The sequence below is a fragment of the uncultured Microbacterium sp. genome, from assembly GCF_964244775.1.
Classification (GTDB): domain Bacteria; phylum Actinomycetota; class Actinomycetes; order Actinomycetales; family Microbacteriaceae; genus Microbacterium.
Window position 1 is genome coordinate 88,873 of the sequence record NZ_CAXTJR010000009.1, and the last position, 13,862, is coordinate 102,734.

Annotated in this window: 5 protein-coding genes; all 5 read right to left on the reverse strand. The window is 69.6% G+C overall.

Annotated features, from left to right (window positions below):
- Positions 1-40: 40 nt before the first annotated feature.
- Positions 41-6,112, reverse strand: a complete 6,072-nt coding sequence (locus ACFE6Z_RS13675; protein WP_375386245.1) for an Ig-like domain-containing protein — start codon at positions 6,110-6,112, stop codon at positions 41-43.
- Between the two features lie 223 nt (positions 6,113-6,335).
- Complete coding sequence (locus tag ACFE6Z_RS13680; protein ID WP_375386246.1) at positions 6,336-8,723, reverse strand: ATP-binding cassette domain-containing protein; 2,388 nt, start codon at positions 8,721-8,723, stop codon at positions 6,336-6,338.
- A gap of 60 nt (positions 8,724-8,783) precedes the next feature.
- The gene (locus ACFE6Z_RS13685) at positions 8,784-9,365 is read right to left on the reverse strand and encodes a DNA-3-methyladenine glycosylase I (RefSeq protein ID WP_375386247.1); all 582 of its coding nucleotides are present in this window, start codon (positions 9,363-9,365) and stop codon (positions 8,784-8,786) included.
- 75 nt (positions 9,366-9,440) lie between these two features.
- Entirely contained in the window at positions 9,441-11,546 is a 2,106-nt protein-coding gene (locus ACFE6Z_RS13690; RefSeq protein ID WP_375386248.1) for an acyl-CoA dehydrogenase, read from the reverse strand.
- Between the two features lie 199 nt (positions 11,547-11,745).
- Complete coding sequence (gene recQ / locus ACFE6Z_RS13695) at positions 11,746-13,647, reverse strand: DNA helicase RecQ (protein ID WP_375386259.1); 1,902 nt, start codon at positions 13,645-13,647, stop codon at positions 11,746-11,748.
- Positions 13,648-13,862 lie beyond the last annotated feature (215 nt).

Genomic DNA, 13,862 nt, shown 5'->3' on the forward strand with positions numbered 1-13,862 from the left:
GAAACGTCCTGTTCTGAAGGGGAGCTCTCGGGATGTCGGATCAATACCACGTCATGTGCTGCGCGTCGCCGCCGGACCAGCCGTCGATCGTGATCCATGCCTCGTACCCGGGGTAGCCCATGTAGCAGCGAAGATCTACGTCACCGTTCGCGGGCACGTGGTACCTCTGCACCGAGAACCGAGCGTCGCCCGTGTGTGAGCACGCGAGGTCGTAGTCGCCCTCGGGGAAGTTCTCGACGTGCAGGCGGAAGAATGCGCACGACGAGTTGCCGCAGTTGCCGTCGGGAGATCGGCTGGGTCCCTTCTGCGTGAGCGCGACGGGCTGCGGTGGAGCGCTGGTCGTCGCGTTCGCCGAGTTCGACGAGGTCTGACCGGCGGCATCCGTCGCCCACACGGTGATCGTCCGTGTGGCGCTGTACCCGAAGTCGTACGACTCCGAGCCGCTGCCGGCGACCTCGTGGCGCCCGCTGATCCCTTCGATTGCGATCTCGACCTTCACGATGTCGCGACCGTTGCGCGTCGGGGCCGACCAGTTGAACTGGATCGCTGTCGCACCGCTGCGAGTTGCGCTCGCACCGGGCTGGTTGATCGCACCGTACGGCTCGACCGCTCCCGACGGCGCCGAGTCCGGGCCGTCGTATCGCACGCCGTCGAGCTGCGTGTAGGCGCGCACTGTGACGGTGTACACGTTGTTCGGCGCGATCCCGTTCGTGATCGTCGTCCCGTTCCAGTCGCTCCGCCAGCCGCCGCCGACGTTGTACTCGTACTGCACCTCGCCCGCGTTCGCGCCGTTGCCCGCTGCCGGGGTGTAGCTGACCTCGATGCGGCCGTTGGGGGCCGGTGTCGATGCCTGCACGTTGCCCGGCTGACCGGGCGCGACGAAGGCTCGCCTCGGAGCGGAGGGTGCACTGTCGGCGCCCCACCCGGCCTTGTTGAACGCTGCGACGGTGAACGTGTAATCGGTGGTGTTGGCATCCACCACGACCGCCTGCGAGGTCTGACCGGCGGCGACGCCGATCGTCCTGACGACCGACCCACCGCGGATCACATTGAGCCGGTAGCTCGAGATCGCGTCGCCATTGGAGTTCGGCGCCACCCAGTCGACCTGCATCTGCGCCTGCGAGCCGACCGGTGCGAGTCGGGTCGTCGTCGGGGCACCCGCGGCCGCGGGCGGACCGGCGGGCACCGTGGTGGCCGAGTAGCCGCTCCAGCTCGAGGGCTCGGGCGCACGGTTGTGGGCGCGCACGCGCACCTGGTAGGCAGCGCCGTTCTCGAGCCCCTCCCATACCAGCGAGTTGCCGGTCACACCGGTCTTCTGGGTGATGCCTGACGGCGGTGCGGGCGAGATCTCGAGCGTGTACGACTCGACGGGCGAACCGGGGGTCGACGGGGTGGTCCACGCAACCTGGAGGCTCTTGTCGCCGAACACGAGCGTAGGCGGGTTGGGCGTATCGGGCCGGGCGTCGGGGCGCGCGGTGGCCGACGCCGGCGACGGGTCTGACGTACCCACCCGGTTGGTGGCGGTGACCACGAAGTTGTACTCGACGTTGTTCGTCAGCCCGTCCAGCGTGCAGGTCGTCGCCACGCACGCCTTGGTGTAGTTGCCTGCGACGGATTTCACGGTGTACCCGGTGATCTCGGCGCCGTTGTTGGCCGGCGGGCTCCACGACATCACCACCGTGCGGTCCTGGACGCTCGAGACGGTCGGGGTTCCCGGGGCTTCCGGCTTGCCCTGCACGGTGAGTCTGATGCGTCCCTCCACCTCGCGCTGCGGGTCGGCGGTGGCGTCCTGCACGCGGTAGCGGACGACCATCGTGCCGAAGAACGCGGCGTCCGGGGTCACGTTGACGTTGCCTCCGGAGATCTCCGGAGGCGCGCCCTGCCCGGTCTCCACGACCGCGGCGACGACCTTGAGCGGGGTATCGGGGAACGGGTTGAAGTCGTTCGCGAGCACCGGCACGCTCACGGTCTTGCCCTGCGGCGCCTCGGAGACGGTGTCGTCGTTGGCCGTCGCGAGCGGACGGGTGGATGCTGTCACCCGCACCGTGACGGAGCCTTCGACCGGTGGGGTCTGACCGTCGGTGATCGACAGCTGGATCGTCGCCGCCGTCCCCTTCGGGGTCGACGAGTCCGCGCTCACGCGGAGCTGCTGCCCGTCGACGGACGCCGAGATGCCGGACGGCGCGCCGCCCACGATCGAGTAGCGCATGCCGGGAAGGTCGTCGGGATCGGGGTCGCTCGTCAGGGCGAGCAGGTCGAGGGTCGTCGCTTCTTCGCCGGGCGAGACATCCATCTGTCCGTTGACGAACGTCGGCGGCTGGTTCGAGGGGGGCAGCACGGTGATGGGGAGCGTGAGCGTGGCCTTGTGCCCGGCCGGGTCGTCGGGCCCGGTGCCGTCGGTGACCTCGAACGTGATCGCGTCGCGACCGAAGTATCCCTGCGCCGACGTGTACACGAGCGTGGTCTGGTCTTTCACGAGCGACGACCCGTTGGAGTGCACCGCCGAGACCTTCGCGGCCTCGGTGACGATCACCGTGCCCCCGGCGGCGGCCTTGACGTGGTCGGCGAGCGCGATGTCGACGGTCTCACCGCTCTTGACGGTGATGCCTTCCGTCGAGGTCAGTGTCGGGGGCAGTGACGAGAGTGCGGGCACGCGGATGAACGCGGATGCCGTCAGGCCGTCCTGATCGGTGATCGTGTAGGTGATCAGCTGGCCCTGGTCGGTCACCGGGATCCGCACGATGCCGTCCGGCAGCACCCGCGCCTGCGGGTCGGCGACGGCGACGGTGAGCGCGCCGATCGTGCCGTCAGGATCTTCGTCGTTCGCGAGCACGCTGACATCGACCGATGCGTCGACGATGTCGGCGGCGCGCACGGTGTCGTCGCGGGCGATCGGCCGCAGGAGCGGCACGTCGTCCTTCACGGTGACCTGCAGCACGGCGGTCGCCTTCGCCCCACGACTGTCGCGGATCGTGTACTGGAGCGACGTCTCGACCGGCGTGGAGGGAGAGGTCACCACGACGCGGTTGCCTTCGACAGTGGCGGAGAGGCCCGGCACGTCCGGCAGCACCAGCCCATTGCTCACGAGCGAGATCTCATCGCCGTCGGGGTCGGAGTCGTTCTGCAGCACCGGCACGGCGATCGAGCGATCGGGGCGCATGACGACAGCATCCTTCACCGCATACGGCGCCTGGTTCGCGGCCTCGGGCGGAGCGATGCCCACCCGCACCGTGGCGGTCGCCTCTTTGCCGAGCCGGTCGCGCACGCGGTAGGTGAAGAGGTCGACGCCGCTGGAGCCGGCGAACGCGTCGTACTCGATGTAGTTCGAGCCGATGTCGGAGATCGCGCCCTTCGTCGGGGCGGAGGCGAGGCCGACCAGCTCGACTGAGTCGCCGTCGGCATCGATGCCGTCCAGCGGCACGGGGATGCGCACCTTCGCCCCGCTCAGAGCACGCGCGACGAGGTCGCGCGGGCGCGGGGCGGAGTTGGTGTCGGCGTTCACGGGCAGCACCTGGATCGTGACGTAGCCCGCGTCCTTCTGGCCGGTGCTGTCGACCGCTTCGTACGTCGCGTACACGGTGCCGGCGGTGTCGGAGGCACGGAAGCGCAGCGTGTCCTGCGAGATGAACAGCTCGCCCTTGTCGGCGGTGACCAGCGGCGGCACGAGGTCGGGGGCGACGTGGAGCGTGTCGCCGTTGGGGTGGTAGTCGTTCTCCAGCACCGGGATCGTGACGACGTCACCGGCTCTGACGACGGCCTGATCGTCGTTCGCGACGGGCGGCCGCAGCTGCGCTGGCGCCGGCACCGGAATCACGACGACCTCGCCATCCGCGGTCTGGGATCCATTCGAGATCCGGTACGAGATCCGCACCTGTGCGGCCAGCGCCGCCTGGTCGCTGATGCGGAGCGTCTCGTGGTTGAGCACCGACACCGCGACCCCCGCTTTCGCATCGACGGTCACGGACTGCACGACGAGGATGCCGCCTGCCGGATCGGTGTCGTTGGCGAGCACGTTCACGAGCACCTCGCCGCCGCTGGGCAGCAGCGCCACGTCACGGACGGCGATCGGCGGAAGATCGGTCTCGCTGCCGTCGAGGACGTCGACCCTGACGAGCCCCGGAACGGCGTTCGCGCCCGCGGCGACGAGGTACTGCACGTAGTAGGTCCCCGGGCTGTTCGACAGGAACGAGAAGGTCTTGTTCGCGAAGTCGGGCACGATCGTCGCGTTCGCGACCTCGTCGACGCGGGTGAGGCGCAGCGGCTCGGCGCTCGAACTGGTGTCGTTGACGAGCGGCGAGACGGTGGCCGTCTGACCCGCCCGCACGACGACGTGGTCGGCGTTGGTCACCGGCACGGTCGAGCCGACGGGGCGCACGTCGAAGCGCACGATCCCCTCGGTGACCTTGTCGCCGTCCGAGACGATGATCGCGACGTCCTTGCGGCCCTGCGTGCCACCGATCGCGCGATAGGTGATCCGACCGTCGGAGGTGAAGTCGGCCTCGTCACCCGCGGCGGGGGTCACCGCCTTGAGGAACACGTCGTCGCCGTCGGGGTCGATCCAGTCGGGCAGCACGTTGTACGAGACGGTTCCGCCCGCCTCGACCGTCACCGTCGTCACGCGCTTCTGCGTCGGCGGGGCGTTGGTCTCCCACCCGTGGACGGACAGGCGGACGGTCGCGGTGGCCGTGCCGCCCCGACCGTCGTCGACCTTGTAGCCGAACGCGTCCGAGCCCGTCGCATCGGCGGGCACCGAGATCTGCAGCGCCGCGCCGTTGTTTATCGGCTGCACCGCGCCCAGTCGCGGATCGCCGCCGGCGACGGATGCTGTCAGCACGTCGCCGTCGGCATCGTTGTCGTTGTCGAGCACGGGCAGCACCGTGGTGCGGCCCGGCCGGACGCCGAACGAGTCATCGGTCGCGACCGGGACCGTGTTGACGTCGGTGCGCTCGGGGAGCGTCGTCTCGACCGTCTCCTCCGTCGTCTGCTGGTCTTCCTGGGTGTCGCCCTGCGGCGGCGTGATGTCGTTCCAGTTGTCGACGCGCTGCAGGCTCTGGCTGGCCATCCATGCCGCTCCGCCGACGATGTCGTTGAGGACGACCACCTCGCGGTTCTGCCGGAAACGCAGGACGGATGCCGGATCCGCACCCGGAACGTCAGCGGCGAGGTCGTCGTCCGTGCCGGCGCAGTCGCGGAGGAACTTGGCCGAGCCCGACCACGCCGCATAGGTGCAGCCGCCGAGCGTGACGGGCGCGGCGGCGGTTCCCTCGGCTCCTGCCTGCTGCTCCGCCGGGTCCGAACCGTCCAGCGGAACCTGCACGAGGGCCGATGCGGTGGCCACCGCGACCGAGCCGCCCTCCGCGGAGGGTTGCTGCAGCGCGGCGCCGGTCGCGCCATCCACCGTGGTCTTCGTGCCGTCCGACGTGACGACCGTGTCGTTCACGAGCGCGACGCCGACCGAGCCGACAGCGGTGACCGCGACCTTCGCGCCCGCCGGCACGGGGTCGATCCCGCGGCGCGACGGATCGCCGGGTTCACCGGTCGAGTCCAGCCCGATCGAGACGAGTTCGCTCGACTGCACCGACAGCGCGTGCACGACGCCGTCGACGCCGACGGTGGCCACCGCATCCGGACCCAGTTCCAGCGTCGGATCGGTGCCCTCGACCGCGAACGAGCCGATGGCCGCGGACGGCACGACCCAGAGCGAACCGGACGTGGGATCGAGGATCGCGACCGTCGAGCCGCCCAGCACGACCTTCGCGCCGCCGGGGACGCGCGCGGAGTCTGTGAGCACGACCATCGCGGGGTCGACCGTGGTGACGGTGCTCGCGGAATCGTCGACCACCAGCACTGTCGAGCCCGCCTGCAGGACGTCGTACTCATCCGACGGGGTGCGCAGGCCACCGTCCAGCACCTGCGAGACGTGGTTGAAGTGCCCGACGAGCAGGCTCGACTTCTTCGTCACCCACACGCCGCCGTCATTCAGATCGACCTCGGTGGTCGGGAACCCCTGATAGACGAACGCCATGAGCGTGACGGCGAGCGCGGAAACGGTCACCACTCCCGCCGAGGCGAGCGCCTTGGGGCGCGCACGGAGCCACGCGAAGGACTTCATGACGGAGGAGCTTTCGTGGTCGTCGTCGGAGAGGATCCGCGGGCGAGACGGATGAGAGCCTTCTCAGACTAACCTGCGCACCGGAATGGTATGGATGGGCACATATCCCCACGGTCCACCGGCGGTGATCGAGTAGCGAGCTTGCGAGCCCCGCGCGGTGATCGAGTAGCGAGCTTGCGAGCGTATCGAGATCGCCCGAACCGACGCAGTACGCGGGCCGCGATCACCGCATCGAAGGAGTCCCCACGTACTTCTTCAGGTGCTTCGCCGTGAGGGTGTCCGCCTTCGCCACCAGATCGGCCGGGGTCCCCTCGAACACGATCGCCCCGCCGTCGTGCCCGGCGCCCGGACCGAGGTCGATGATCCAGTCCGCGTGGGCCATGACGGCCTGATGATGCTCGATCACGATGACGCTGTTGCCCGCCTCGACCAGGCGGTCGAGCATCCCGAGCATGTTGTCGACGTCGGCGAGGTGCAGGCCGGTCGTGGGCTCGTCGAGCACATAGATCGCGCCCTTCTTCGCCATCGAGATCGCGAGCTTGAGGCGCTGGCGCTCACCGCCGGACAGGGTGTTGAGCGCTTGCCCGAGCGTGATGTAGCCGATGCCGACGTCGATCATGCGCGCCAGCGTCGTCTGGGCAGCGCCCTTGATGTGGGATGCGGCGAAGAATTCGGATGCCTCAGCCGCCGACATCGCGAGCACCTCGGCGATGTTCTTGCCGTCGAGCAGGTATTCCAGCACTTCGTCGCTGAAGCCGCTGCCGTCGCACAGCTCGCACAGCGTCTCGACGGTCTGGGTGAAGCCGAGGGTCGTGATGATGACGCCGAGCCCCTTGCAGGCGGGGCATGCGCCCTCGGAGTTGGCGCTGAACAGCGCGGGCTTCACTCCGTTCGCCTTGGCGAAGGCGGTGCGGACGGTGTCGAGGATGCCGGTGTACGTCGCGGGGCTGCTGCGACGGTTGCCCTTTATCGGCGCCTGGTCGACGATCACGACGCTCTTCTCATGCCCATCGTCGAACGCCGGCAGGTTGCCGTGGATGAGCGAGGACTTGCCCGACCCGGCGACGCCGGTGACGACCACCAGGACGCCGAGCGGGATGTCGACGTCCACGTTCCTGAGGTTGTGCTGCGCGGCTCCGCGGATCTCGAGTGCGGCCTTCGACGTGCGCGTGGAATCTTTGAGCTTCGCCCGGTGGTCGAGGTGACGGCCCGTGAGTGTTCCCGAGGCGCGCAGGCCCGCGACATCCCCTTCGTACTGGATCTCGCCGCCTGCGCGGCCGGCCCCAGGCCCCAGGTCGACGACGTGGTCGGCGATCTCGATGACCTCCGGCTTGTGCTCGACGACGAGCACCGTGTTTCCCTTGTCGCGCAGCAGCAGCAGGAGCGCGTTCATGCGCTGGATGTCGTGCGGGTGCAGGCCCGCGGTGGGCTCGTCGAACACGTAGCTGATGTCGGTGAGCGCCGAGCCGAGGTGCCGGATCATCTTCGTGCGCTGCGACTCGCCGCCCGAGAGCGTGCCGCTCGAGCGATCCAGCGAGAGGTAGCCGAGCCCGATGTCGACGAACGAGTCGATCACGTCCCGGAGCGTCACCATGAGCGGGGCGACCTCGGCGTCGTCCACCGTGCGCAGCCACGCCGCGAGATCGGTGATCTGCATGGCCGCAGCATCCGCGATGCTGATTCCTTTGATCTTGGACGACCGCGCGCCGTCGTTGAGTCTCGTGCCCCCGCATGCCGGGCAGGCCGTGAACCTGACCGCCCGCTCGACGAATGCGCGGATGTGCGGCTGAAGCGCGTCGCGGTCTTTCTGGAGCATCGACTTGGTGAGCTTGGGGATGAGCCCCTCGTAGGTCATGTTGATGTTCTGGATCTTGACCTTCGTCGGCTCCTTGTAGAGGAAGTCGGCGAGCTCGTGCTCGGAGTAGTCCTTGATCTTCTTGTCGGGATCGACGAAGCCCGACTCGGTGAAGCCGCGCACCATCCAGCCGTCGACGCTGTAGCCGGGGACGGTGATCGCGCCTTCGGCGAGCGACTTCTCGCGGTCGAAGATCTCGTCGAGGTCGATGTCGCTCGCTTCGCCGAGCCCCTCGCAGCGCGGGCACATCCCCCCGGTGATCTCGAACGAGCGGCGCTGCTTCTTACCGCTCTGCAGCGTCACCGCGCCGGCGCCGCTGACCGACGGCACGTTGAACGAGAAGGCCTGCGGCGAGCCGACGTGGGGCCTGCCCAGCCGGCTGAACAGCATGCGCAGCATGGCGTGGGCATCGGTCGCGGTGCCCACGGTCGAGCGCGCGTTCGCGCCCATCCGTTCCTGATCGACGACGATCGCCGGGCTCACGTTCTCGAGCGCGTCGACCTCGGGGCGGCTGAGCTGCCCCATGAACTGCTGCACGAACGTGGGGTAGGTCTCGTTGATCAGGCGCTGCGACTCGTTGGCGATCGTGCCGAACACGAGCGATGATTTGCCCGATCCGCTCACCCCGGTGAAGACCGTGAGGCGGCGCTTGGGGATCTCGACGTCGACGTTCTTGAGGTTGTTCTCGCGCGCACCCACGACGCGGATGACCTCGTGAGAGTCGGCGACGTGAGCGGATGCTGCGCTTTCAGGCATGCCGACAGTCTGGCGCACCCCTCCGACCCCCGCCGCTCGAGCACAGCGATCCGTTGCGCGCTACTCGATCCCCGCGCGGGCGCGCCAGCATCCGGCGACGTGATCGTCGACCATGCCACCGGACTGCATCAGGGCGTACATCGTCGTCGGGCCGACGAACCGGAAGCCGCGCGCGCGCAGCGCCTTGCTCATCGCTTCGGATTCGGGCGTGGTCGCAGGCACGTCGGCAAAGGTCGCCGGCGGCCGGTGCGCCGCAGGTGCGAACGACCAGAGGAACGCGTCGAGCTCGCCGGGCTCGAGATCGAGCATGAGACGGGCGTTGGAGATCGTGGCCTCGATCTTGGCGCGATTGCGGATGATGCCGGCATCCTGCATCAAGCGCTCGATGTCGTCGGGCCCGAACTCGGCGATCACGGCCGGGTCGAAGCCGGCGAACACCTCACGGAACCGCGGGCGCTTGCGCAGGATCGTGATCCACGAGAGCCCGGCCTGAAACCCCTCGAGGCTCATCTTCTCGAACAGCGGCCGATCGCCGTGGAGGGGCGTGCCCCACTCCTCGTCGTGGTAGCGGCAGTACTCGGGGTCGCTGGCGGCCCAGCCGCAGCGCGCGATGCCGTCGTCGCCGATCCTGATGTCGCTCACCCCGCCACCCTAAGGCGACCCGCGAAGCCTAAGGCGACCCGCGAAGCACCCGCTCAGACCGCGAGCGGGCCCGGGCTACCGCTTGTTCGCGACCTTCTCCGAGATCGGGGCCTCGCCCGAGGCCTCGAGAGCGGCGAAGTACGCGCGCGCCTCGTCCTGACGGGCCCGCTCGGCGCCGGAGGCGATGGAAGCGCGCACGTGCTCGGGGGCGTAGCCGAAAGCGTCGACGAGATCCTGCGCGTGCGGCCGGAGGCGCAGGCACAGCCGGTCGATGTAGCTCGAGACCGCCGCCGCCCGCTGGGTCGACAGGCGGCCGTTGATGAGGTACCACGACAGATGCTTCTCGATCAGGCTGAGCCCGAACAGGTCGCGCAGCCAGGTCAGCACGCGCGCCGTACCCGGGTCGGCGACCGAGTTCACAGCATCCGTGAACGCCTCCCACTGCAGCAACTCGCCGTGCGCGCGAGCGGCCTCGATGAGCTCTGACTGGTTGGCGTTGAAGACGGCGGCCGCCTCGGTCTTGGAGAGTGCGGATGCCGGACGCAGGCGCCCCGCGACATCCGCCACCATCTGCTGCACGCGGCCGGCGAGCAGCTCGTGCTGCTGGTCGGCGCGAAGCCCACGCTCGACGGCGCGGGCGGTCGAGCCGAGGTCGCCGACGGTCTGGCCCAGCCTGCGCATGCCGGCGCCGTGGAAGAGCTTGCCCGCAGTCTGACCGACCGCGTACTTGGCGAGCGTCGCCGCATCCGCGCCCTTGAACTGCTTGCCGTAGTCGGCGAGGAGCCGCTTGCCGACGAGCTGCAGGAGCACGTTGTTGTCGCCCTCGAACGTGGCGTACACGTCGAGGTCGGAGCGCAGCCCGACGAGGCGGTTCTCGGCGAGGAAGCCCGCGCCGCCGCACGCTTCGCGCGCCTCTTGGAGCGTGTCGAGGGCGTGCCAGGTCGAAAGGGGCTTGAGCGCGGCCGCGAGGGTCTCGAGGTCTTCGCGGTCGGCATCGGTGTCGGCCGCCCCGCTGAAGACGGCGTCGAACTTCTGGAGGAACTCGTCATGCGCGAAGATCGACGCGTACGTCGTCGCCAGGCGGGGCAGAAGGCGGCGCTGGTGCTTGCCGTAGTCCAGCAGCACGACCTCGTCGGTGCCTGCGCCGGAGTCGAACTGGCGGCGCTGGTTCGCGTAGGTGAGCGCGATGTACAGGCCCAGGGCCGAACCCCACGCCGCCGAGCCGTCGAGCGAAACGCGACCCTGCACCAGGGTGCCGAGCATCGTGAAGAACCGGCGGCCGGGGCTGGAGATGTGGCTCGAGTAGGTGCCGTCTGCCGCGACGTCGCCGTACTTGTTGAGCAGGTTGGTCCGCGGCACGCGGACGTGGTCGAAGTGCAGCCGGCCGTTGTCGATGCCGTTCAGGCCGCCCTTGAGCCCGTCGTCCTCGCCGCCGATGCCGTCGAGGAACTCGCCGTGCTCGTCGCGCAGCGGCACGTAGAAGCAGTGCACGCCGTGGTTCACGCCCCCCGTGATCAGCTGGGCGAACACCGTCGCCGCGATCCCGTGCAGAGCGGCGTTGCCCAGGTAGTCCTTCCACGCGCCGCGGAACGGCGTGTGGATGACGAACTCCTCGGTCTCAAGGTCGTAGGTCGCGGTGGTGCCGACGGCCGCGACATCCGATCCGTGTCCGGTCTCGGTCATCGCGAACGCGCCGGGGATGTCGAGGTTCATGATGCCGGGCAGCCACTTGTCGTGGTGCTCCTTCGTGCCCAGCTGCAGCACGGCAGAGCCGAACAGGCCCCACTGCACGCCCGCTTTGATCTGCAGGCTCGGGTCGGCGGCGACCAGTTCGACGAACCCGGCGATGTTGGCGCCGTTGTTACCTGCGCCGCCGTACTCCGTGGGAAACGCGCGGTGCACGCCACCGTTCTCGACGAGCAGGTGCAGCTGCGTGCGGACGCGCTCGCGGTGCTCGGCCATGCTCTGCCCGTCGACGCGCCAGAACGCGGGGTCTTTGATCATCTCGCGCGCCTCGCGACGCGTGTCGCCCCACGTGCCGAGCAGCAAGTCGGTGACCTGCGAGACATGGATGCGCGGTTCGGATGCCTCGGCGGCGGTGTGCGGCGTGGGCGCCGCGCCGCCCGCGGGGGTGCGCTTGCTGGTGGCGGGCTTCTTGGAGCGAACGACGGCGTCGGCCATGGGGATCCTCACATCGCACAGAGAAAGGGCAAGTTCCCTCAATGGTAGGAGTCCCACAACATCACGAGAAAGTGTATGGATGCTTCACACAAAGACGCCGCGACCCGTGGCCGCCACGGATTGTGCCCCCTCGACAGTGCGCCCCGCAACCGGACGCGCGTGGCTTCTATCGCAGGAGGTGGGCCGACTGCCCCGCGCGTCAGTGCCCGGCGATGACCGCGAGGACCGCTTCGCCGTAGGCCTCGCGCTTCTTCTGTCCGATGCCGCTGATCCCGTCCAGGTCGCGCACCGACGCGGGGCGGCCCTCGGCGAGCGCGCGCAGCGTCGCGTCGCCGAACACGATGTAGGCGGGCACCCCCTGGGTGCGCGCAGTCTCGGCACGCCACGCGCGGAGCGCTTCGAAGAGGCCGCGGTCGGCAGCATCCAGATTCGCGGATGCTGCCGCCTTGCGCACCCTCGAAGATCCGCCACCCGTGCGGCCCAGCACGTCACGCCGGAGGGGCACAGGGGTCGCGCCCGAGAGCACCCCGGCGCCGGCCTCACCGACCGCGAGGGTGCCGTACTCGCCGCGGGCGACCACCACACCGCGGGCCAGGAGCTGACGGATGACGCTCCGCCAGTCGGGTTCGCTGAGGTCGGCGCCGATGCCGAACGTCGCGAGCGTGTCGTGGCGCTGCTGCACGATGCGGTCGGTGCGGTTGCCGCGCAGGATGTCGACGAGCTGGCCGGCGCCGAACGACTGATTGCGCTCGCGCTGGAGCCGCACGATCGTCGACAGCAGCTTCTGCGCGGGGATCAGCCCGTCCCAGACCTCGGGCGGCTCGAGGCACGTGTCGCAGTTGCCGCAGGGGCTCGATGACTGGCCGAAGTATCCGAGCAGGTCGACGCGACGGCATCCCGTCGTCTCGCACAGGGCGAGCATCGCGTCGAGGTGCTGCCCCTGGCGGATGCGGTGCGCGCGGTCGCCCTCGCCCTGGTCGATCATGCGGCGCTGCTGCACGACGTCGCCGAGGCCGTAGGCCATCCACGCGACCGAGGGCTCGCCGTCGCGGCCGGCGCGGCCGGTCTCCTGGTAGTACCCCTCGACCGACTTGGGCAGGTCGATGTGGGCGACGAAGCGGACGTCGGGCTTGTCGATGCCCATGCCGAACGCGATCGTGGCGACCATGACGACGCCGTCTTCGCGCAGGAACCGCGACTGATGCGCGGCCCGCATCGAGGCGTCGAGGCCCGCGTGGTACGGCAGCGCGTCGATGCCTTTGCCTCGGAGGAATTCGGCGGTCTGCTCGACGCTCTTGCGGCTCAGGGCGTAGACGATGCCGGCCGGAGCGGTGTCTGTGACCGACCGCATCGACTGGATGAACGCGAGCAACTGCTGCCGCGCCTCGGCCTTCGGCGCGATGCGGTACTGGATGTTGGGGCGATCGAAGCTCGCGACGAAATGGCGGGCCTGCGGCATCCGCAGCCGCTCGCCGATCTCCTTGTGGGTCGCCTCCGTGGCCGTCGCGGTGAGGGCGACCCGCGGGACGCCGGGGAAGTCGTCGCCGAGACCGCCCAGCGCGAGGTAGTCGGGGCGGAAGTCGTGGCCCCACTGCGACACGCAATGCGCCTCGTCGATCGCGATCACGCTGAGCGTGCCCCGCTTGAGGAGGGCGAGCGTCGCCGCGCTCGAAAGCCGCTCGGGGGCGACGTAGATGAGGTCGAGCTCGCCCGAGAGGTAGGCGCGCTCGACGTCGGCCCGCTCGTCGGGGCGCTGCGTCGAGTTGAGGTACGCCGCGCGCACGCCGTTGGCGCGCAGAGCGTCGACCTGGTCGTGCATGAGGGCGATCAGGGGGCTCACGACCAGGCCCGTTCCTTCGCGCACGAGCGCGGGCACCTGGTAGATCAGGCTCTTGCCGCCGCCGGTGGGCATGAGCACGATCGCGTCGCCGCCCGCGACGATCGTGTCGATGGCGGCGGCCTGGTCGCCCCGGAACGCGTCGTACCCGAAGACCGTGCGCAGAGCCTCGAGCGGCGTTGCGTACTGGGATGCCGCGGCCCGAGGCTGCACGACCACCCTTGCTGCGGGGGCCTGGCCTGCGCGCTCGGGTGGCGGAGGCATCCATCCATCGTCCGGAGGCGGCGCCCACTCGTCGTCGGGCGGCGGCTCGTCGTCCCACGGGAGGTGACCCCCCGGCGCGAGGTCGTCGGAGGGTCGCGGGGTCACCCGGCGAGTCTAACGACGAGCGGCGACAGGCCGGCCGGCCTCTCCCCACCCCGCCCCGCAATGCACCCTCGACCCCCGCAATGCACCCTCGACCCCCGCAATGCACCCTC